This window comes from Ignavibacteriota bacterium, from assembly GCA_016716225.1.
In the GTDB taxonomy this organism is placed as follows: Bacteria; Bacteroidota; Ignavibacteria; order Ignavibacteriales; family Melioribacteraceae.
Map to the genome: position 1 here is coordinate 1,144,815 of JADJWT010000001.1, position 22,234 is coordinate 1,167,048.

Annotated in this window: 17 protein-coding genes; 6 read left to right on the top strand and 11 right to left on the bottom strand. The window is 29.5% G+C overall.

Going from position 1 to position 22,234, the window contains the following annotated elements; all coding sequences use genetic code 11:
- The first annotated feature begins 28 nt into the window (after window positions 1-28).
- Both IPM32_04905 and IPM32_04910 read left to right on the top strand, forming a co-directional pair.
- A complete protein-coding gene (locus tag IPM32_04905; GenBank protein ID MBK8944595.1) occupies window positions 29-601 on the top strand; it encodes a sigma-70 family RNA polymerase sigma factor in 573 nt (190 codons plus the stop codon).
- Window positions 598-3,378 (top strand): serine/threonine protein kinase, encoded by a 2,781-nt coding sequence (locus tag IPM32_04910; GenBank protein ID MBK8944596.1) that lies wholly within the window; start codon window positions 598-600, stop codon window positions 3,376-3,378. Before IPM32_04905 ends, IPM32_04910 begins: the two co-directional genes overlap by 4 nt.
- 23 nt (window positions 3,379-3,401) lie before the next feature.
- On the opposite strand, the gene xth is transcribed toward IPM32_04910, so the two are convergent.
- From xth to IPM32_04925, 3 genes are all read right to left on the bottom strand, one after another.
- Window positions 3,402-4,175 carry an exodeoxyribonuclease III gene (gene xth, locus IPM32_04915; protein MBK8944597.1) on the bottom strand — a complete coding sequence of 258 codons (774 nt, stop codon included), beginning with the start codon at window positions 4,173-4,175 and terminating at the stop codon, window positions 3,402-3,404.
- 74 nt (window positions 4,176-4,249) lie between these two features.
- Complete coding sequence (locus tag IPM32_04920; protein ID MBK8944598.1) at window positions 4,250-5,206, bottom strand: hypothetical protein; 957 nt, start codon at window positions 5,204-5,206, stop codon at window positions 4,250-4,252.
- A gap of 30 nt (window positions 5,207-5,236) precedes the next feature.
- Window positions 5,237-6,271: an alcohol dehydrogenase catalytic domain-containing protein gene (locus tag IPM32_04925; GenBank protein MBK8944599.1), complete on the bottom strand. Its 1,035-nt coding sequence runs from the start codon at window positions 6,269-6,271 to the stop codon at window positions 5,237-5,239.
- 191 nt (window positions 6,272-6,462) lie between these two features.
- Here IPM32_04925 and IPM32_04930 point away from each other — a divergent pair, with 191 nt between their 5' ends.
- The 3 genes from IPM32_04930 to IPM32_04940 all read left to right on the top strand — a co-directional run bounded on the left by IPM32_04930 (window position 6,463) and on the right by IPM32_04940 (window position 11,195).
- Window positions 6,463-8,928, top strand: coding sequence for a glycoside hydrolase family 9 protein (locus IPM32_04930; protein ID MBK8944600.1), 2,466 nt, complete (start codon window positions 6,463-6,465; stop codon window positions 8,926-8,928).
- A 26-nt stretch (window positions 8,929-8,954) separates the two neighbouring features.
- The gene (locus tag IPM32_04935) at window positions 8,955-10,064 is read left to right on the top strand and encodes a helix-turn-helix transcriptional regulator (protein MBK8944601.1); all 1,110 of its coding nucleotides are present in this window, start codon (window positions 8,955-8,957) and stop codon (window positions 10,062-10,064) included.
- 120 nt (window positions 10,065-10,184) lie between these two features.
- On the top strand, window positions 10,185-11,195 hold the full coding sequence (locus IPM32_04940; GenBank protein MBK8944602.1) for a helix-turn-helix transcriptional regulator: 1,011 nt from the start codon (window positions 10,185-10,187) through the stop codon (window positions 11,193-11,195).
- Window positions 11,196-11,221: 26 nt separating this feature from the next.
- Here IPM32_04940 and IPM32_04945 read toward each other — a convergent pair whose 3' ends face one another.
- The 5 genes from IPM32_04945 to IPM32_04965 form a co-directional block, all read right to left on the bottom strand.
- On the bottom strand, window positions 11,222-13,123 hold the full coding sequence (locus IPM32_04945) for a hypothetical protein (GenBank protein ID MBK8944603.1): 1,902 nt from the start codon (window positions 13,121-13,123) through the stop codon (window positions 11,222-11,224).
- Between the two features lie 165 nt (window positions 13,124-13,288).
- Window positions 13,289-15,571: a TonB-dependent receptor gene (locus IPM32_04950; protein MBK8944604.1), complete on the bottom strand. Its 2,283-nt coding sequence runs from the start codon at window positions 15,569-15,571 to the stop codon at window positions 13,289-13,291.
- A gap of 198 nt (window positions 15,572-15,769) precedes the next feature.
- Entirely contained in the window at window positions 15,770-16,879 is a 1,110-nt protein-coding gene (locus IPM32_04955; protein MBK8944605.1) for a PHP domain-containing protein, read from the bottom strand.
- A gap of 207 nt (window positions 16,880-17,086) precedes the next feature.
- Window positions 17,087-17,566 (bottom strand): hypothetical protein, encoded by a 480-nt coding sequence (locus IPM32_04960; protein MBK8944606.1) that lies wholly within the window; start codon window positions 17,564-17,566, stop codon window positions 17,087-17,089.
- A 4-nt stretch (window positions 17,567-17,570) separates the two neighbouring features.
- Window positions 17,571-18,434, bottom strand: a complete 864-nt coding sequence (locus tag IPM32_04965) for an SMP-30/gluconolactonase/LRE family protein (protein MBK8944607.1) — start codon at window positions 18,432-18,434, stop codon at window positions 17,571-17,573.
- Window positions 18,435-18,549: 115 nt separating this feature from the next.
- On the opposite strand from IPM32_04965, the gene IPM32_04970 reads away from it, so the two are divergent.
- Window positions 18,550-18,900, top strand: a complete 351-nt coding sequence (locus IPM32_04970; protein ID MBK8944608.1) for a hypothetical protein — start codon at window positions 18,550-18,552, stop codon at window positions 18,898-18,900.
- An 11-nt stretch (window positions 18,901-18,911) separates the two neighbouring features.
- Here the strand turns inward: IPM32_04970 and IPM32_04975 are convergent, their stop codons facing one another.
- From IPM32_04975 to IPM32_04985, 3 genes are all read right to left on the bottom strand, one after another.
- Window positions 18,912-19,853: a hypothetical protein gene (locus IPM32_04975; protein ID MBK8944609.1), complete on the bottom strand. Its 942-nt coding sequence runs from the start codon at window positions 19,851-19,853 to the stop codon at window positions 18,912-18,914.
- Between the two features lie 229 nt (window positions 19,854-20,082).
- A complete protein-coding gene (locus tag IPM32_04980) occupies window positions 20,083-21,156 on the bottom strand; it encodes a DUF1611 domain-containing protein (protein ID MBK8944610.1) in 1,074 nt (357 codons plus the stop codon).
- Window positions 21,157-21,390: 234 nt separating this feature from the next.
- Window positions 21,391-22,137, bottom strand: coding sequence for a glycerophosphodiester phosphodiesterase (locus IPM32_04985; protein MBK8944611.1), 747 nt, complete (start codon window positions 22,135-22,137; stop codon window positions 21,391-21,393).
- Between the last annotated feature and the right edge of the window lie 97 nt (window positions 22,138-22,234).

Consider the following 22,234-nt stretch of genomic DNA (forward strand, 5'->3'; position numbering starts at 1 on the left):
ATAAACATTTTATAAAAAAGTGAACAAAATGAATGAAGTAACACAAATGTTGGTTAGAGTAACAGAAGGAAATAAAGAAGCCGTTAACTCCCTTTTTCCAATTGTTTATAAAGAGCTTAAACAAATGGCTCAAAGTCAGCTAAGGCACGAAAGAATAGGCCACACTTTAAACGCAACCGCATTGGTTCATGAGGCTTATTTCAAATTGGTTGATCAAAGAATTGTACAATGGCAGAATAAAGCTCATTTTTTTGGAATTGCATCGCAAGCAATGAGAAGAATTTTAATTAATTATGCAAACAGCAGATCAGCACAAAAAAGAGGAAGCGGTGCTGCAAATCTTACCTTAATAGATGGTGCGGATGAAAAAATAATTAATACCGAAGATCTTATTGATTTGAACAGCGCACTTTTAAAGTTAGAAGAATTAAATGAGAGACAAAGTAAAATTATTGAGTATTGGTTTTTTGTTGGATTAACACACGAAGAAATTGCCGAAGTTATTGGAATGTCACTTCCAACCGTAAGAAAAGATTGGAGATTAGCCAGGGCTTGGTTAAGCAGAGAATTGAAAACTAAAAAGATTAGCAATTCTTTATGAAAAATAATTGGGAAAAAATTAATGAATTATTCGCTAAAGCTTTAGAATTAGATGAAAAAAACCGAATTGAGTTTTTAAAACAAAATTGCGGAAATGATAAACAATTATTTGATGAAATAATTTCCCTACTAAATGAAGATGAAAAAATTCATCCACTGCTTGATAAAAAAGCAAGTGAATTAATTAATGTTGAAGAAAAATTAAATTTCATCGGACAGCAAATTGGCAATTACAAATTAATTAAAGAAATTGCCAGCGGCGGAATGGGAACTGTTTTTCTTGCAGAAAGATGCGATGGAATTTTTGAACAGAAAGTTGCACTCAAAATTATTAAACCCGGATTAAGCACAATTCCGATTATTCGCAGATTTCAACACGAGCGACAAATTTTAGCAAATCTTCAACATCCCAACATTGCAAGACTTTTTGATGGCGGAGTTACGGATGACAGACGACCGTTTTTCACAATGGAATTTGTTGATGGAATTCCCATTGATGAATATTGTGATCAGCAAAAATTAACAATTGCGCTGAGATTAAAACTATTTATTAAAGTTTGTGAAACTGTTCAATATGCTCATAATAATTTGGTAATTCATAGAGATTTAAAACCAAATAATATTCTTATTCAAAATGATGGAACAATAAAACTTTTAGATTTTGGAATATCAAAAGTATTAAGTGCGGAAGTGGATAATCATGATTTGCCAACAATCACGCAAGCAGAAATTAATTTATTAACTCCGGAATATTCTTCGCCGGAGCAAATTAAAAACAGTAAAGTTTCGGTTTCCACAGATGTTTATTCGCTGGGATTAATTTTATTCAAACTTCTTTCGGGAAAATCTGCGCACGAATTTAATTCGAGAACTTTTAACGAATTTGAAAAAGTAATTTGCGATCAAACAATTCCCAAACCCAGTACAGTAATAACAAATTCCAACAATGAAGTTTTTGATAATAGAAAAATTCATTTTGTGAAATTAAAAAAATTGCTGAACGGCGATTTGGATAATATTTGTCAAATGGCTTTACGCAAAGAGCCCGAACGAAGATATGCATCGGTTGAAATGCTTTCTTATGATATTGAACGATACTTAAATAATTTACCAATTCTTGCAAGGAAAGAATCATTTTCATATTTGGCAAAGAAATTTATTATTCGTCATAAAAAGGCAGTGATTGCAAATTTTGCACTTTTTATAATTATAAATGGATTGATTTTTTACTACACAATTCAACTAAAAGAACAAAGAGATAAAGCAAATTGGGAAGCGAGAAAAGCTGAGCAAGTCGCATCGTTTTTGCAAGAATTATTTTTAGTTGCCGATCCGGATGAATCAAAAGGGCGGACAATAACTGCGCGCGAATTATTAGATAGAGGAGCTTCTAAACTAATGGTAGAATTAGAAGAAGATCCCGAAATTAAATCGCAGCTTCTAAACACAATTGGAAATGTTTATACAAATTTAGGCTTGTTAAATTCTGCAGAGAAAATTTTTTTGGAAATAAAAAACAAAAAAAACTTATCCGCAATTGATAAACAAACTTATGTAGAAACTTTAACTAATTTAGGCAGAACATACGGACTAAATGGAAAATATGATTTAGCCGGGGAGATTTTATTAGTTGCAAAAGATGAAGCTGAAAAATCATTATCTGCGAAACATCATTTATTAGGCGAACTTTACAATAGTTTGGGAACACACTATTATCAAATTGCAAAGTTTGATAGCTCCACAAAATATTATAAAAAAGCCGAGCAAAATTTTGTTTCAAACTATGGAAACGAAAATGAACAGCTTTCAACTATTCTGTATAATTTAGGAGTTTTAGAATTTGATAAAGGTAATCTTGAGATAAGTGATTCACTTTATCGGAAATCTTTGGAAATGCATGTAAAAATTAAAGGTGAATTAAATGCACAAACAGCAACAATTCAAAATGAATTAGCAAGTGTTTTAAGACATAGTGGAAAATATAAAGAAGCTGAAGAATTATATAAAAAAGCATTAAACACAAGAATAAAAATTTTCGGAAACAACCATGCAGATATTGCCCACACGCTAAACCATCTTTCGCGTTTATATTATAATCAAGAACAATTTGAGAAAGCCGAACATTTAGCAAGACAATCTTTAGAAATAAGAGAAAATTTATATGATGAAACCCACCCGGAAGTTTCTGCAAGCAGAAGCAGTTTAGCGGGAACTTTAATGGGATTAAATAAATTTCAAGAAGCTGAAAAATTATATCGTTTAGCATATAATGCTTCAAAGAAAAAATTTGGTAATAGCCATCCGTACACTCCGGCTCTATTAGGTAACATTGGTAATTCGTTAATGGAGCAGCAAAAATTTGATGAAGCAGAAAAAGCCATTAAAGAATCAATAAGCATTTTGGAAAAACTTTCATCTTATAGACCAGCATTTAGATCGGGAAGAATTGTATCACTTGCTGATCTTTACAATAGAACCAAACGTTATAAAGAAGCTGAAGAATTGTTAAGAAATGAAATAAAAATTTTAGATGAAAACAAAATAAAAGACGGATGGCTTACTGGCACTATAGAAAGTCAACTTGGTTTCAGTTTGCATAAACAATCAAATGATATTGAAGCCGAAGGATTACTAATAAATGGATATAATCATATAAAAAAAAGCAAAGTAGAAAATAGTTTACAGACCAAAAAAGCCCTAAATAAAATTATAGAATTTTATACCTCAAAAAAAAGAAAAGATAAAGTTGAAGAATATATAAAACAGCTGCACAAATGAATCCAATTATTTAAAACATATAATTAAAATTTCATTTCTATACCAACGGGACAATGATCAGAGCCCATTATATCCGGTAGAACAAAAGCATTTGTAATATTTTTCTTCAAATTTTCGCTAATGAAAAAGTAATCAATTCTCCAGCCAACATTACGTTCGCGCGCTCTTGTAACTTGATCCCACCAAGTATAAACTTCCGGCTTATCATTAAACATTCGCAATGTATCCATAAATCCATCTGCTAAAAATTTATCAATCCATTCTCGTTCTTCCGGTAAAAATCCAGAAACTTTTGAGTTTTCTTTTGGTCGGGCTAAATCTATTTCTTTATGCGCAGTATTTACATCACCGCAGACAATAATTTTCTTTCCTTTATTCAACAAATCGACAGCATGAATTTGAAAAGCATCGTAAAAATCCATTTTATATTTTAAACGAATTGCATCTTTCTTTCCATTTGGATAATAAATATTGTATAAAACAAAATCTTTAAATTCTGCAATTACAAATCTCCCTTCACTATCAAACTCTGTAACCCCGATTCCTTTTTGCACATTTAATGGTTTTTCCTTGGAATAAATTGCCGTTCCGCTGTAACCTTTTTTTTCTGCTTGAGAAAAATAAGAATTGTATCCATCTATTTTTGTAAGAGAATCATCAAGCTGTTCTTCCCACGCCTTTGTTTCTTGAATGCAAAGAATATCCGGGTTTTCAGAATTGAGCCAATCGTGAAATCCTTTTTTTGCCACCGCTCGAATTCCGTTGACATTCCAGGAAATCATTTTTAAAGTTTTCATAAACTTCCTTTCTACAAAACAATTTTAAGTTACAAATAAGATATAAAATTGTATTAAATAATTTTCAAGAAAAATTAGGTTAATAAATTAGGATAAATATTCAATTTAATTTTTTTTGATTCTTTGAAAAAATAATTTACCGTAAATATCGAATAATCAAAAATTTCCGGGCTGTATTCAACAATAATAGATTGAACATTATTGTCAACTTCAGCAATTAGCTTTTTATTACTAAAGATTTTATAGTACCAAATATTTTTACTTTTAGAAGAATTCCAAGTCAGTTTTATTTTTCGTTTTTCAATAAATTCGTATCTGAAATTTTCCGGAGATTTTGGTGAACGCGAAGAATAATTTTTTCTTTGAGAAAGAAGCCAGTTTAAAATTGTCTTTTCTTTCCAAGCATAAACCCACGAATCGTGTCCAATGTTTGTATATTCTGTATATCTAACTTTTTTACCACCCGAATCAACAATTGCTTTATATAAATTTCTTGATTGCTTAACAGAAACAATTGGATCTGCATCACCATGAAAAATCCACAAAGGAATATTTTTTAATTTTTTTGCTGTTGATGGAGAACCACCTCCGCAAATTGCAAATGCAGCAGCAAACATTTTTGGTTCTTTTGCCAACAAATTAAAAACTCCAAAACCTCCCATTGATGCGCCGTGAACATAAAATCTATTTTCATCTAAATTAAATTCTATTTTTAATAAATTTAGAATTTCTAAAACCGTTAGCATTTCGGGAGTATGTTTTTCATTATAACTTGTTCCCCAAGCAAAATTTGGATTTGAAGTTTTTGGCGTTACAACAATACAAGGATCATTAGAAACAATTGGTTCGTTGTACCAAGGTAAATTCCATGATGTTAAATCAAGCTTTCCGTGCAAAGCCAATATAAGTGGATATTTTTTTTCCTCATTATAATTTGGCGGAACAAATAACCCAAACCGTATTTCGTTATGTTCTCGTTCTGCATATCCGGTTGGAAGATTTGTTATATTTTGAAAGTGTATTTTCTGCATTAGAAATTTTAATCAGGATGGTTAAAATTATTAAATAGAAATCATAGCCTTCATTACGCCATCTCTATAATTTGAAACCAACTCAAAAGCTTCGTTAGTCTCTTCCATTTTAAAATGATGAGTTACCAGCTTATCCATATTTATTTTTCCGCTTGATAATAAATCAATGGCCTTTTGAGTTTTTTTTGATTGTCGGCGAATATTTAAAATTGTAATTTCCTTTCTTCTTAATTCGTGAATCGGAAACGGAATTTCATCAACTTCCGGAATTCCTACAATTACAAAAAGACCACCGGGTTTTAGTAATTTAATTGCATGTTTATAAGCTTCTGGATTGCCGCTGCATTCATAAACAATATCCATTTCTAATGGCTCAATATTTTTTATTTCATCTACCACATTTGTTCTATTTATATTTCCCACAAATTTTGGATTTAATTGTTTTGCAAAATCTAAGCGATAATCAATTCTATCTGTAACAAAAACATTACCAACATGAATTGTGCGAAGCGCATGAAAAACAGACATTCCAATTGGTCCAACACCAAGTATTGCAACATTTGAACTTGGTTTAGGATTAGATTGATCAACGGAATAAACACCAATTGCTAAAGGTTCAGAAAGCACAGCTTGTTCAAAAGTCATTTCATCATTTATCGGAAAACAATTATGTTCCTTTAAAATTACGTAACTGCACATTGCGCCAACTTTCTGATGTGGAGCACCCATAAAAACTAATTCTCTACACGTATTCGCTCTTCCGGATAAACACTGATCACATTTACCGCAAGATACGGCGGGATCTATAGCAATTCGTTGTCCCGGTATTAATTTTGTAATTTTACTTCCAACTTTTTCAACAATTCCGGCAGCTTCGTGTCCGGTGATAAAAGGAAATTTTACAATTTGTGATCCAATTCTTCCGGTTGTATAATAATGAATATCACTTCCGCAAACGCCGACCATTTTAATTCTTACTAAAACATCGTCCTCGTTAACCAATTCCGGTGCGGGAATTTCTTGAATTTCAAATTTTCTAATATCTTGAAGTAAAACGGCTTTCATTGTTTTTCCGAAAAATTTTTAAAATAATTTAATTTGCTCACAATAATAAACAAACGAGAAGACAAATTCAGTTTGTGAAAAATTATAATAAAATGAGCTCAATCTTTTGAAATAGAAAAATATTATTTTTGATTGTCGATATGCAAAAATTATAAGTTATTTAGTTTGATAAAAACATTTTTGGTGAAACCATGAAACAAATAAAAATATTTATTCTCTTCAATCTAACATTTGTAAATCTATTATTTGCACAAAACGCAGAGTTAAAAATTAATGATCAAGAATATTATGAAATTCCGAGTTTGAACATTATGATGTTCAGTGATTTTTATCCCGAAGGACACCAAGGCGGATTAACAATTGTTCAGTTTGGAAATAGAATTGCAGCAAACGGTGATATAAGATTAGAACCTACGCCAGGGCAATGGTCGCCGGTTCCAAAATTAGGGAAGAGAATTGTTGATAAAGAAAATGGAATTATTTCGGCTGAGTTATGGTATCCAGATTCAAGCAAAGATAGAAAGGGATTTAATCCGGTTATTTATCCCGGTTTTCAATTTAAATATTTTGTAAAAACTGAAACTGTTGGAAATAAAATAAAATTAACAATCGATTTGGAAAAACCATTACCGAAAGAGTGGATAAATAAAATTGGGTTTAATTTAGAAGTCTTTCCGGGAATTTATTTTGGCGAACATTTTATTATTGATGAAAAAACGGGAATATTTCCGCAACAACCAAATGGACCAATGTTAATAGATTCCGATGGAAATTTGCAAATAGAAAAATTGGCAGAAGGAAATAATTTAATAATTGCTCCGGGAATAAAAGAGAAACAATTAAAAATTCAGAGTGATAAAAATAATATTGAATTGCTTGATGGAAGAGTTTTGCACAATAACGGATGGTTTATTTTAAGATCGGCAATTACAACAAGCGATACGAAAAACGTAATTGAATGGTTAATAACGCCAAGCATTGATGCAGATTGGAGATACAAACCGGTAATTCAAGTTTCGCAAGTTGGTTATCATCCAAAGCAAGTAAAATTTGCCGTAGTTGAATTGGATAAATTAACAGAAATTTTCGAAAAAATTCAGTTAATTAAAATTGATGAAACCGATGAAAAAATTATTAAGGAAAATTTACAGCCAAATATTTGGGGAAATTTTTTGAGATACAAATACATTCGTTTTGATTTTAGTGAGATTTCAGATGAAGGACTTTATCAAATTAAATACGGTAATATTATTTCAAATAGATTTGAAATAAAAAGCGATGTGTTTGCAAAAAATGTTTGGCAGCCCACTATTGAATATTTTTTACCAGTGCAAATGTGTCATATGAAAATTGACGAAAAATACAGAACATGGCACGGCTTATGTCATATGGATGATGCAAGAATGGCGCCAACAAATCACAATCATTTTGATGGATATCTCCAAGGTAATTCTACTTTAACAAAATATAATTCCGGTGAAAATGTTCCAGGATTAAACATTGGCGGATGGCACGATGCCGGAGATTATGATCTAAGAGTTGAGTCGCAATCGGAGACCGTTTACAAACTTGCTTTAATTTATGAACTTTTTAAAAACGTGATTGATGAAACCACAATTGATCAAACTAAAAGAATTGTTGAAATTCATCACCCCGATGGAAAGCCAGATATACTTCAGCAAATTGAGCATGGAGTTTTATCAATTATCGGCGGATATGAAAATTTGGGCAGATTATACAGAGGAATTATTTGTCCTACTCTTGATCAATATGTTTTGCTTGGCGATGGTTCAACAATGACAGATAATCTTAAATTTGCTGAGGACAAAAAAGATCCAATTTTAAATTTACAATTACCCGAAGATGATCGATGGGTATTTACCGAAATAAATCCATTTAGAGAATTGATGGTTGCACAACACCTTGGTGCAGCAAGCCGAGTTTTAAAGGAATTTAATTCTGAGCTGAGTAAAAGGTGTATTACAATTGCGGAAGAATTATTTGAGGCAAACAAAGATTTCAAAGATGAATTTAAAATTAATACGGCTGCGGAAATTTATTTATCGACACAAAATAAAAAATATGCTGAGTTTATTTTTGAGAACGTTGATGTGATAAGCAATAAACTAAGTTCATACAGTATGGTTTTGGGCCGTTTTGTAAAAAATTCAAATAATAATGAATTCAATGAAAAAATAAAAACTGCGGTTAAAAATAGTTTTGATCAAATTGTAGAAATGCAAAAGGAAAATCCATATGGAGTTCCGTATAAGCCCTATATTTGGGGTGCTGGTTGGGGAATTCAAGATTTCGGAGTTAACTTATTATTGATGCATTTGGGTTTTCCAGAAATTATAAATTCGGAATATGTTTTTAACGCAATGAATTTTGTATTGGGATGTCATCCGGGTGAAAACACGGATTCATTTATTTCAGGAGTTGGAGCTAATTCATTAACAGTTGCATACGGAGTAAACAGAGCCGATTGGTCATATATTCCCGGAGGGTCAGCAAGCGGTACGGCATTAATAAGACCAGATTTACCCGAACTAAAAGTTTGGCCATTTTTCTGGCAACAAACTGAATATGTAATGGGCGGCGGAGCTACAGATTTTATGATGCTTGCTATGGCAGCAGATTATTTGTTTAATAATTAAAAATCATCAAATTTATTACACAATAAATGTTAGAATACAAAAATATAATAACTTACATTTTTGTTGTTGGTGTAGCACAAGCTATATTCCTCTTTTTCATATTGTGGAAGAAAAAGGAGAATAGCTTTGCTAATAAATTTTTAGCAGTTACAATGTTGTTATTTGGTTCTGATCTTTTAGGAGGAATTCTAATTCTTAGCGGTTATATAAAATATTTACCTTGGTATATGGGATTAAACAATACATTACCTTATTTATATGGGCCATTAATTTACCTTTATGTTGTTTTCTTAATTCACAAGCAAGAGCAATTTAAAACTAAAAATCTTATTCATTTCACCCCATTTATAATTACTCAAATTTATGGAATATTATTTTTCTATTTTGAAAGTTATGATTACCAAATGAGTATGTTAGATTTCAGTAAACAACCACCGTGGCATATTGTTTTAGTTGGTACATTAATTCCATTCGTTGGATTGCTTTATATGATTTTAACAGTAATTATAACATTAAAATATAACAGAGTAATCAAAAACAAATTTTCCAACATTGAAAAAATTGATCTCAATTGGCTTTTATTTTTGGTTTATGGAACAGTTATAATTTGGCTTATTGTTTTTCTTTCATATTTGCTAGATGTAATTTATGGACAAGGATTTCAAGCAAATTTGTTGATTTATATATCCCTTTCAATTTTCTTATATACACTAGCAATAAAAAGTTATAAGCAACCAGAAATTGAAACGATAAATTATGAAACTGAATCATATAAAAAATCCGGATTATCTGAAGACAAAGCCGATGAATATTTGAAGAATTTATTAGAAATTATGAAAGTTGATAAACCACACTTAGATACAAAACTTAGTCTTAATAATCTTGCTGATAAAGTTGGAATTTCTCCACACAATCTTTCTGAAATTATAAATACAAAATTAGAACAGAATTTTTATGACTTTATAAATAGTTATAGAGTTGAAGAAGTAAAGAAATTAATCTCTAATGATAAAGAAGGAAAATATAATTTACTTGCACACGGATTTGAAGCCGGCTTTTTATCTAAATCAGCATATTATTCTGCATTTAAAAAATTTACTGGAAAAACACCGGCACAATTTAGAAATAATTTATAGAAATTGAACACATTTTTTACATATTCATTTATTATTGGCTCTGCTCAGGGTTTGCTCTTAGCATTTTTTTTGATAAGAAAAAAAGAGAATAAATTAGCCAATAGAATTTTGGCAGTTACAATGATAATCTTTTCATTGGATTTAATTTTAAACTCTTTTGCAGTAACCGGAGAAATCAGAAAAACCCCAATTCTGATTGGGTTAATGCAGACATTTCCATATTTATATGGACCCGCTCTGTATTTGTATGTTTTTTTTATTACACGTGGAATTAAAAAATTCAGTATAAAATATTTAATTCATTTTATTCCTTTTTTATTGGTACAAATTTATGCAATATTCTTTTTCTATTTTGAACCAACATCATATCAGCTGAATTTAGTTTACGTAGAAAATAAATTGCCTTGGCACGTTTTATTTATTTCATATTTAACCCCAATATATGGAGCATATTATCTGGTTTGCGCAGTTTATGAAGTTTATAAATTCAACAAAAAACTGAAAGAAAACTTTTCAAGCATTGATAAAAATAATTTATCGTGGATAAGTTTTTTAATAACCGGCGCGGTTATTTTGTGGATTACAGCAATAAGTTTAACTACAATTCAATTAATATTTGATAAAGAGTTTAAACCCGAGCTTGGAAGTTATTTAGCGATTTCAATATTTATTTATGTAATAGCATATAAAAGTCTGCAGCAGCCAGAATTGAAGAATGAGAACATCCAAAATGAATTTACAAAATCTGAAAATGTTGATCCATACAGAAAAAGCGGTTTGAAAGAAGAGGAAGCGAATAAATATTTAAAACAACTTTTAATAATTATGGATGAACAGAAACCATTTAAAAATGAAAAACTAAGTTTACTTGATTTGGCGAGTTTGGTTGGAATTTCCACACACAATCTTTCTGAAATTATAAATACAAAATTAGAACAGAATTTTTATGATTTCGTAAATAGTTACAGAGTTGAAGAAGTAAAAAAATTAATATCTAATGATAAAGAAGGAAAATATAATTTACTTGCTCATGGATTTGAAGCTGGTTTTTCATCTAAATCAGCATATTATTCTGCATTTAAAAAATTTACCAGCATAACACCATCTCAGTTCAGAAATAAAAATATTTAAGGACAAAAAATTTTTAGGCCAAAACATTAATTTGTGATCAAACTATTTTTAAGTTTCAGACAATCAGAATTAATTGGATTTATTGCCAAACATTTTTTAATAAAATCTTTCGCCAATCGATAATTTTTATTTTGTGTGTATGCCAATGCCAAATTATACAAAACTTCATCATCTAAAGGATTTTGTTTTAAACTTTCATTAAAATATTGAATTGCCTTATCATATTCATTTGTTAAAATAGAAATCTTACCCAACCGTTTATTTGTGTAATCTTGTGGATTAACTTTTCTTTGTTCGTAAAAATATTTAATTGCCGTTTTTATGTCTTTCAACCCCGGATATTTGTAGATCAAGATGTTCATATATTTCAAATATTCTTTAATATTGTCACGTTGCAAGTTTAATGTAGCAGCTTTTAGATAAGCATCGGCAAATGAAATTTTGTTTTCAATATATTGAAAGGAGATTGAATCAATATAATTCTTTGGAGCTAAAATTTGTTCATTAGATTTTGCAGTTTTAATTTTTGTAAACGGCCAATCATTCTTAAGCAGCTCAACAATATTATTTCCAATAATTGAATCTAATTTTGTAAAAACAAAATTTGCCCTTGTTGCGCTGTCTTGTTTTGCAAAATGAATTTGAGAATTTTTATTTTGCGGAAGATAATTATGTTTTTCCATCGTTTCATAAAATGCTTTTCCAATTAGCAAGTAGCCTTCAACATTTGGATGAAGATGATCTACCATTAGATTATTTCCAATTATTTTATGTGGACTATTTTCTATAAAAAGAGAATCAATCTTTGCAACAGCAACATTAAATTTATTTGCCAAAGAATTAATAATTTGATTAAACTTTTCCGGAGCTCTAAACCTCAAAGCATCCAAATCTTTTGCAAGTATAAATAAAGAATCTGCTTTTGTGAAATTTGAATTTTTATATTCAGTTTGAGCTTCTTGAAAAATTTCATCAGCAGATTTTTGATTCTCACCCTTAAATGATTCAAAAGGTTTTTGATCTTTATAATTGCTTACCAATCTCCCTAGTATTATAGGTATATTTTTGTTTTTTACTTTTTCTAAAATCTCGGTTAGATTATTGGAAAATTGCTCAGCACCATGATTAAACATTTCTGAATTTAATTGAATTGATTTTTCTTGTGCCATTTTTGACATTAATGTATGAGATTTTTCAAGAGATTCTTTTTTAGCAAAGATTGATAAAATTCCCGAAATTAAATTTTTTACAAGTTGAGTAATTTTATAATTATTGAGATTTAAAATCATTTTCTTTAGAAATCCCGAAGAACCCAAAGACTCAACAGAGCCAACACCCAATGCACCGTAGTATTCATTATGTCCGGCATAGATTATAATTAAATCTGGATTTTGATCAAGGACTCCGGGAATTAAATCAAGTAATGTATAAGAATTAACAGCGGTCATGCTTATATTAATTACTTCAATTGTAATTGTTGGATAAACCAATTCCAATCTTTTCTGAATATATTTTGAGAAAGCGCCCATTGGCATGTAAGGAAATCCCGCAGCACTACTTGCACCTAAAACAAAAACTCTAAAGGAGTTACTTTTTTTGTTTTTATCGAAATAATCGTCAGAAGTTTGAGGTGTAAAATTTATATTGTTGAAATATCTTTTACCATAATCGGGATTGATTACAAGTTTATCATTCCCAATTTCAATCCATTGAGATTGATCGTAACCATAATTAAATATTCTTAAGGAAAACTCAAGTAGCACAAAAAACAAAATTGGAATTAAAATTAGAATAATGTAAAACCAATTTTTCGATTTATTTTTTAATTGCAAATTAAAAGTAGTTCCGTTTTCGTGTTTACTTATTTTAGAAACACTCTTTTTTTCGTTAGATAAATTTTGATTTTTTTTATCGTGTGATTTTTTCAATTGTTCTCCAAAAGCGCAAAGTTTAATTTAAATCTTGTGGAATAATTTAATTACAATTCAGTAAAAAATCACATTTAGATTCACGCAAACTCACATTGTTTATAAATGTCTATAGGTTTTCGCAGTAAATTTTGAGACGGGAAATATCCCGTCTCTATGGTTGAATTAAAATTTATAGTCTATTCCCAAAACAGGCATAGTACTCCATTGATTTTGCGCAGTAACTTTTTTTGTTTGTTCGTTCCAATCGTAAAAAGCAATGTTTTCTCTACCGTATGCATTCCAAACACTAAGATAAATTATTAAACTTGAACCGGAAAAATAAAATCTTTTATCAACTCTAACGTTTAACGAATGATAATCCGGTAATCTTTTTTCATTAATATTTTCCGTATCCCAAATTCCCCTGTTTAATTCTGTAGATTTTTCTATATCGAAAGGTGTGTATGGAGCACCGCCGGCGTATATCCAGCGTAGTTTAAATTCCCATTCATCATTTGGAATGTAACCGCCTTCAATATTAAAATTAAAAATATTATCATAAATTCTATCTCGCCAAATATTTTTTAAATCTTTATATCTTGTTTTGGAATATGAAATGCTTGTCATTCCGTAAAAATCTGATGCTAATTTTTTCTGCAACATAATTTCAATTCCGCGCGAAAATGCTTCTCCTTTATCAACTAAATTTTCATGATTTAAAAATATTCCGTCAATCATTGATTGATCAAACAAAAACATATTGGGCTGAGTTGGATCAATAGGAAAATTTTTATAAGATTTATAATAAGCCTCTGCGCTTAATTTTGTTGATTCCCCAAGCATTTTACTAATTCCAAATATTAGATGATTTGAAATTGGTGTTTTAAGGTTTTTAAATTCATCATTTTGAATGAGAAAATTTTCCGGAATTTCTTGTGTAAAAATTCCCGCACTTGCAGAAAGATTGGTTCCATTATTTAAATTATATGAAATTGACAATCGTGGAGAAAAATTTAGATGATAGTTATATTCAAAATAATCAGCTCTTCCGCCATATTCAAAACTAATATTTTCAGAAATTTTTAATTGATGCTGAACAAACAAAGCAAATTTAGAAGTTCCCAATTTTTTATTAATATACAATCGCGGAGTTGGATTTCCGTAATTATCTTCCCAAGCTTCGTAAAGAACATCAAACTTGCTAAAATTATATTTTCCTTCAAAACCGAATTCAAATTTGTTAAAATTATTTTCTTTGAAGTAATTTACATTTCTTATGCGAATATTATTTTCGGCAGAATTATTTGTGAATAAATGATTTTTGGATTTTGTTTCAGAATAATCTCTTTTATAACCAAAAAAAGTATGAGAAATAGATGTATTTGAATACCCGCTTTTTCCCCAAATAAATTGCCAGTTCATTCCGGCTGAGTTTGTAATTCCATCTGTCTTTCCGTAAATGTTTGTTAAATCTGTGCCGAGCGCATTTTCATATTCCAAATTAATTTGATCCCAAGAAAAAACATCAAGCAAGGTAAGTTTATTTTTTTCATTTAAATTATAAACAAATTTTGTCTGCGCATCACCATAATGCGGAATTGCTCCGCCAGTTTCACTTTCATCAATAATTAAATCCAAATAAGAAATGCTTCCGGAAAATAAATAAGAACCTTTATCAAAAATAGGTCCTTCAATTCCTCCGCCAATTCCTTGCATACTTAAATTTAATTGCGATTGAATTTTATCTTTTGCTCCTTCGCGAAAACTTATTTCCATAATTGAAGAAAGTTTATCTCCGTAAATTGGAGAGAATCCGCCCGAGTAAAAATTTACATCTTCAATAAAATCGACATTTAAAATTCCGATTGGCCCATCGGAAGAACCTTCAACTGGAAAATGATTTATATTTGGAATTTCAATATTATCTATAAAAAAACTGTTTTCTATTGGACTTCCGCCGCGCACAATTAAACTGTTTCGCGAATCATTAACTTTTGCAAGTGATGGCAATCCGTAAATTATTCTACTAACATCTCCAGCAGAACCCGGCGCACGCCTTATTTCTTCCGAAGAAAAATTTACAGTTCCAATTGGTTTATTTTCAACTTCTGTAAAAAACCCGCTTTCCACAACAACATTTTCCAATTCAATAGTTGAAGAAAACATTTCAATATTTAAATAAGTTGTTCTATCGGAACGAATAATAACATCGGTTTTTGTAATTTTTTTGTAACCAACGTAAGTGAAATTAATTGTATAAGTTCCAACGGGAAGATTAGAGATTTTATATTTTCCATCAATATTTGTTGTGGTACCAATTTCATTTTCTTGAATAAAAATATTTACACCAATTAATTTAGATTTGTTGCTTTGTTCTAGAACGGTCCCTTCCAAATTTCCAGTCGGTTTATTTTGTGCAGATAATGAAATTGAAATGAAAAAAATCAGAAAAAGTAATTTGTACATTTTTACCTCAGAATTATTGAATAATTTTAAAGCAAAATTATAGTGAGTTAAAAACAAAATCGGCTTTTTCAAAGGGATAGGACAAGAAATTGCAAATTTTTAAGTTCTGATTGATGGGGAAAAACCAAAAAGTGTAAAGTATGGTAAATATTTTTTAAAAAAAAGCCATCAATATTTTTTATTGATGGCTTTTAATTATTAGGGAATAATTTCAAGTTTTATTTCGGGATGTTTTGCCGGAGCAGTTACTGCATTTATCACTTCAAATTTTAATTCTGCTTTTGACAATTTATTAATTGTTTTAATTTCTAATTCAAGGGTTGACAAAGATTTTAATTCAACCAAATCGCTATGTCTGTGTAAAGTAAAATCTGATTTGTTTTGTAAAGTAAAATTGCAATTTGAGTTGTTTTTGAGAGTTACTTTTAAAATAATATCATCTTTATCATATTCAATGTTTTCAATTGTAATTGATGATTCCAACAGCGGTAACAAGTGTTCAGATCTTCCTATAAGAATATCATTGAAAAAAACTACTGTTCTTCTATTTTCTAAAGCTTCTTTTATTCCGTTTTCCGTTCTTTCTTTTGCAAATACTAAAGTTACCGGTCGATGCCCGCCTTCCGGAACATTATATTGCCAATCAATTAATCCATGAATATCAGAAGTTCCAATTAAAGTTAAGTTATTTTCTAAGGCAATTTTTAAAGCTTCATCAGAATAATTTACATCATTTACAACTTCAATTCCGTTTAACAATCCATCCTTAATTAATTGTTTGTGCATTTCGGTTAATGTAGCAATTCCGTCTTTTCTTTGTGCAGTCCAATTCGGGTGATTCCAAAAAACAAATGCTCCTTGTTGTTTAGCTTCTTTGAATACTTCAATAGGGTCATCAATAATTAATTTATTAGCGTCTTGTAAAAAAATTGCATTGGAATGTCCCGGTGGCATATCTCTTGTAATTTCGGATCCATTAATAATAATTAGGCTATCATTCTTTGCGGCTTTTTTTTCAATTTCGTAAGCGCGGTTTCTATTTGGATGCGGAATATCATCTTTATGCGGCTGATATTCCAAATGTTCAGTAACGGCAATTGCATCAAGATTATCTTTAACTGCTTCATTTACCCTAATAGATGGCCAAACATGTCCATCTGAAAAAACAGTATGCTGGTGAAAATCGCATTTTAAAGTTTTAAATCCCGGAATATTTGGAAAAATAATTTTGCGTTGTTTGTCTAATGTATCGTGAGCATTTATAAAGACAGAAAATAATGTAAACAAAAATAAAAATATTTTTTTCATATATGTTCTCAAGTTAATTTCGGTTTAAGTCTGAGAATTAAAATAGATAATAAAAAATAAATTAATGATAATATGATTTTGTTGAACATCATAATTAATTTTCTGTTAATTCTTTTTCTTTCATTTTTTTCAATCAAAATTGAATGAACAATTTTTAGTCTTATTAAACCAAATTATTAACAAATACTAAATTTTCATTCAATAAAATTAACTCTGTTCTGATATTAAATATTGGAGTTGAAATTCATGTCGTATTGGATGCATAACAGCATGTTCCAACATTGCATCAATACAATATTCAACTCCCCAGCGTGATTTAAATGTTGGGGAGTGAAATTTTTCTTCTTCAGTATCGATTAAAGGCAATTGCCATTTTTCAAAAAGATGAGATAAAAATTCCTCCACTTTTTTTTCAATACTATTAATTTCCGGAGGATTATCAATTTCTGGATCTGGTAATTTTAATTTTTCGCAAATCCACGTCATATAACCACGCGCAGATCTTAAAACATGAAACAACAAAGTTTCCAACGATTGATAATCCGGATCATCTGTTTTTGGTAATTCAACATTTAACTTTTTTGCATCTTGCCAAGTTTTTAGAAAATTTGTTAAATGTTTTTCGTGCAATAAAACAAGTGAACGCGCACCGTTGTATTTATATTTTGGAATTTCATAATTATTCATTTTTTTACTTTTCGTAAGTTGTTAATTTTGAACGATATTTATAAACCGCATTTCCCGAAGTAATGTAAAGAGTTTTTCCGTCTTCATCACCAAAAGCGCAGTTTGTTGTTTGTCCCGGAACTTCAAAAGATTCTAACAAAGTTCCGTTACTTTCGTAAATCCAAATTCCTTTTGTTGCTGCAATAAATATTCTTCCGTTTTTGTCAACTTTCATTCCATCACCAAATCCATCCGGTTGCATATTTGCAAAAAGTCTTTTATTTGTAATTGTTGAATCTTTTACATTCCAAACGTAAACTTCATTGCTTCCTGAGTTTGTAACATATAAAAGTTTTTCATCTGGCGAAAACGCAACGCCATTTGGGCGATTAAGCGAATTATCCAGTAATTTTATTTTTCCGTTTTTTGAAAGCCTAAATATTCCATAATAACCCAATTCTTCTTCCTCGGGCTTTATTCCATAAGGTGGATCAGTAAAAAATATTGATCCATCAGATTTAATAGCAAGATCATTTGGTGAATTTAATTTGTTTCCGTAAAAATTATCTGAGAGAGAAATTTCTTTTCCATCGTTTAATAATTTTGCTATTCTTCTTTTTCCGTGTTGAGCTAAAATTAAATTTCCATCTTTGCAAATCGCTAATCCATTTGAGTTTCCTGAAGGATCAAGAAAGGTTGAAAGTCCCTCTTTTGCATTCCATTTATAAATTTTATTAGCCGGAATATCACTAAATAGAATTGAACCATCTTTCCAAACGGGACCTTCCGTAAACTGGAAACCTTCAGTAATTTTTTCCAATTGCGAAAAAGTTGTAATTGTTGGAAGAAATAAGAAAACTAATAACGAAGAAAATTTTTTTAAGTTCATTGTCTTTTTCCCTTTCATAATTTCAAAATAATTAATTTCTTTAGCTGAAATTTTATTTCAATTAAGTTAAATTTATAATTACAAGAATCTTTACTAATATAAAACGAAATTTGATATGAAGAAAATAGAAAAACTAATTTTACCGTTTTTGGTTTTGTTTATTGTTGGAATTTTATATTTCACATATTTTGCATCAAGCGATGATCTTGGAGATTTTAGTAGTTTTGATCCAAACAGCAACGCATCAATGCCGATTGCTGTAAAATTTGTTAAGGAAAAAGGTGCACAAAGAACCCAAGACGGTTCATATATTTTTTACGTTGTTGATATAAAAAATAAAGAAATGTTAATTACTGGTTTGGAAAGTTTGCCGCCTGGAATGGATGATGCAAAATCAATGGTGATTACGGGACATTTATCAGGAAAAGATGCTTTTCATGCGCATGGAATTGAGTTGAGGAATTAATTTTTCTCCGATTAAGAAAATCGAAAAATATTTTTAACATTTTCCAATTGTTTTTGAAACCAGCTTTTTTCTTTTTGAGATAAAAACTCATAAATTATTTCTGAAAATTTTTCAGCCCGCAAATATCCGTAAGCTTTATGCGGATTACGGCTTCCATTCACTTCATAATTATTTGTGATTAAAAAATTTTGCGGAATAGTACCATTTTTATTTGCTTTATAAAACTCAGAGAAATTATAATTCATTGCAATTTTATCTTCTTCATCTGCAAAATTTATCCATTCGTTTACGCCAGTGGGAGTTTTAGGATTTTCAGAAAGTTGCAAATTAGATTTTATTTTTTCTAAAATTACCGGAAGTCCAAGCGGAGAGCCAATTGTAACAAACTTATTTATTTTAAAATTTGGTGCTAGCATTGTTAAAATATCATAAGCAATTATTGAACCCATTGAATGAGCAATTAATAAAATTTCTTTATTTTCATGTTTTTTTAGTTCTGCCAAAATTTTGTAAATAATAATATTTCTGTAATCTTTATATTGAGTTTCATCCGAGTAATAAATTCCTAATTCACGGAAATATTTTTTAACAATATATTCAGAAATTAATTCGTGATTTTTCACAAAATCCGGATCAAGAAAAATTTTATCAAACTGATTATACAGAAATTGATCAACTAAAGATTTTAATTCAATTTTTTTTGGAACGAAATTTTTATCAGCGGGTAAATATTTTTCAGCAATATAGTATTTGCTGTTTTTATCTTTCTCGTTTTCATCAAGAGGTTTTTCATGTAAAATATCAGCCCAATAAATTATATCAAATTCGTAATCCAAATTTTGTTTACCAATATTTTGCAATCCTTCATCAATAGATTCTTTCCACCATTTTATTAAAATTTCTTTTTTTGGTTTGTTGCCTAATCCGTGAATTCCAATAATTATTTTTGACATTGTTTAAAGAGTAAGATTAAGAAAATGAAAAAGATTATAAATGTAAAATTAGTTTAAAGCAAAAGTTGTTACAATAAGAATGATCAAATGAAAATTTATTTTTTAGTTCCGATTGAATTTAGCAAACAAATAATTTTTATCTGCAATTTTAAAAAAAATATTTCACACCCTCGTGGAGGCTTAAATGATGCAAAAGAAATTTTTCCGAAAAAACAACTCCAACAACTTTTTATTTTTTGTACTTCAAAATAGTCTTAACTAATTTTTCTGCTCCATGAACTAAAACATCATAAGTTGGAATTTCATAAAGTTTAATATACTCGCTGCAAACTTTTTCAATTTCTTTGGAATTTATATTTTCATGATTAATTGTAATAGCAACAATTTGTTTTCCGGAAACAACTTCAATAGCTTTCATCTGTTTGGAAAGCGGATGAATCGTATAATCCGGAAATCCAATATATTCTTTTCGAGTTGGTGAATGCTGAAGTACAATTACATCCGGTTTTCCACATGTTAATATTTCAAAACCACTTGGGTTTGCGGGATTTAATAATCCACCTTGACCTTCAATTACAATAAAATTTGGCTTTTCATTTTGCCAAGCTTTATAAATAATATTTTCAAGTTCACCGCTTACAAATCCGTTAACAATCGAATCTAAAATAATTCCGTATTTTGCGCCTTGCATCCAAGCTGTTTGTCCGGTTCCAATAAATTCTGCCTTATAACCAGCAGTTCTTAATTGATGAACAATACTCCAAGCGGTTGTTCTTTTTCCCACGGAAGAGTCTGTTCCTAAAACCGCAATTACGAAAGAATCTACTTCTTCAATTTTTCCCGAAAATGAGTGAAGTTCATTTCTTGGTACTGGTTTTCTTAAGTCTCTAATGCTGACATTGTTTTGCGCCGCAAGAGATTTTAATTCTTTATCTTCTGATAAAAAATCATTTAATCCAGAATCAACATTTAATCCTTTTTTAATTGCACTTTTTACAACATCTTTTGTTTCATCTGTTAGAATTCCACCCTTAGGATTTGTACCAATTATTAAATGTGTGGGTTTCTGTTTTGAATCTATAGCTGATGAATATGCTTCTTTAAAATTTGAAAATATTGGAATATTATTTTCTTTTCCGTTCAAGACCATTCCGGAATCTTGTCCCGCATAATTTGAATCAATAACGGAAAGAATATTATATCTTTCAGTAAAGCGAACAAGACCGTTTGCGGTTTTTCCCGCGGATGTGTTAAATACTTTTTCAGAATAAATTATTGCGTTACCTTCTGGAAATAAACTCATTGTTTCCTCCCCAAAAACTTTAAGTTGAATTATGAAGATAAATTTTCGTTATTATTTTGAAACATCATAAAAACTAAGCAATTGTTATTCTGAATACTTTATGTCTTACGTAGTATTTCCAAATTACATATTATTTTTTCTAATGTTTCTATTAACAAAATGCCAAAATGAAGGCTGTAAATTTATATGAAATATTTTGGATTATTTATGAAAAAAATTTCTTGAGGTAAGATTTTATAAATTTTGTAATTTTAACCATGATGGTTTATTTGTAATAATTCCATCAATTCCGAACGAAATCAACCTTTTTGCAGTTTTGAGATTGTCAATTGTCCATGCATACAAAATTAAATTTTCCGATTTAATTTTTTTCACAAAATTTTCATCCAGCATATTTCCGGCAAAAACATTTAAACCATCTAAATGTGCATTTTTAATTTTGTCGATAAGTTTATCAGCATTTTGTGAAATAATTTTCGTGTAAAAATTATAATCGAGATATGCGTTAAACAAAATTTTATTTTGCGGAAAAATTTTTTTTGCTTCTTTTACAACAGAATATTTGAATGAAATAATTTCAATTTGTTCGGGTTTTAATTTTGATTCAATAATATCATTTTTTAAATAAGTTAAAATTTTAATATCTGATTTAATTTCAATAATTATTTTTCCGCTATTGGGAATTGTGATTAAAACTTCATTTAAAGTTGGAATTTTCTCATTTGCAAATTGATCACTTTTCCACGAACCGACATCAAAATTTTTCAATTCATACAAATTTAGATTTTTAACTTTTTTATTTATTCCAGAAATTCTTTTTAATGTTGAATCGTGAATTACAACAACATAATTATCTTTACTCAGATGAACATCAATTTCAATCGCATCAACATTTCGTTCCCAAGCCAAATTAATTGAAGCCAAAGTATTTTCTGGAGCCTCAAAAGATTCACCGCGATGTGCAATTATTTGTGTTTTCATAATTCGTTCAAATTTCAAAAAGAATAATTATGCAAAAAATAATTTATAGACTATAACAATTTATTGAATAAGGAAAATTTAAATAATAAATTATAAC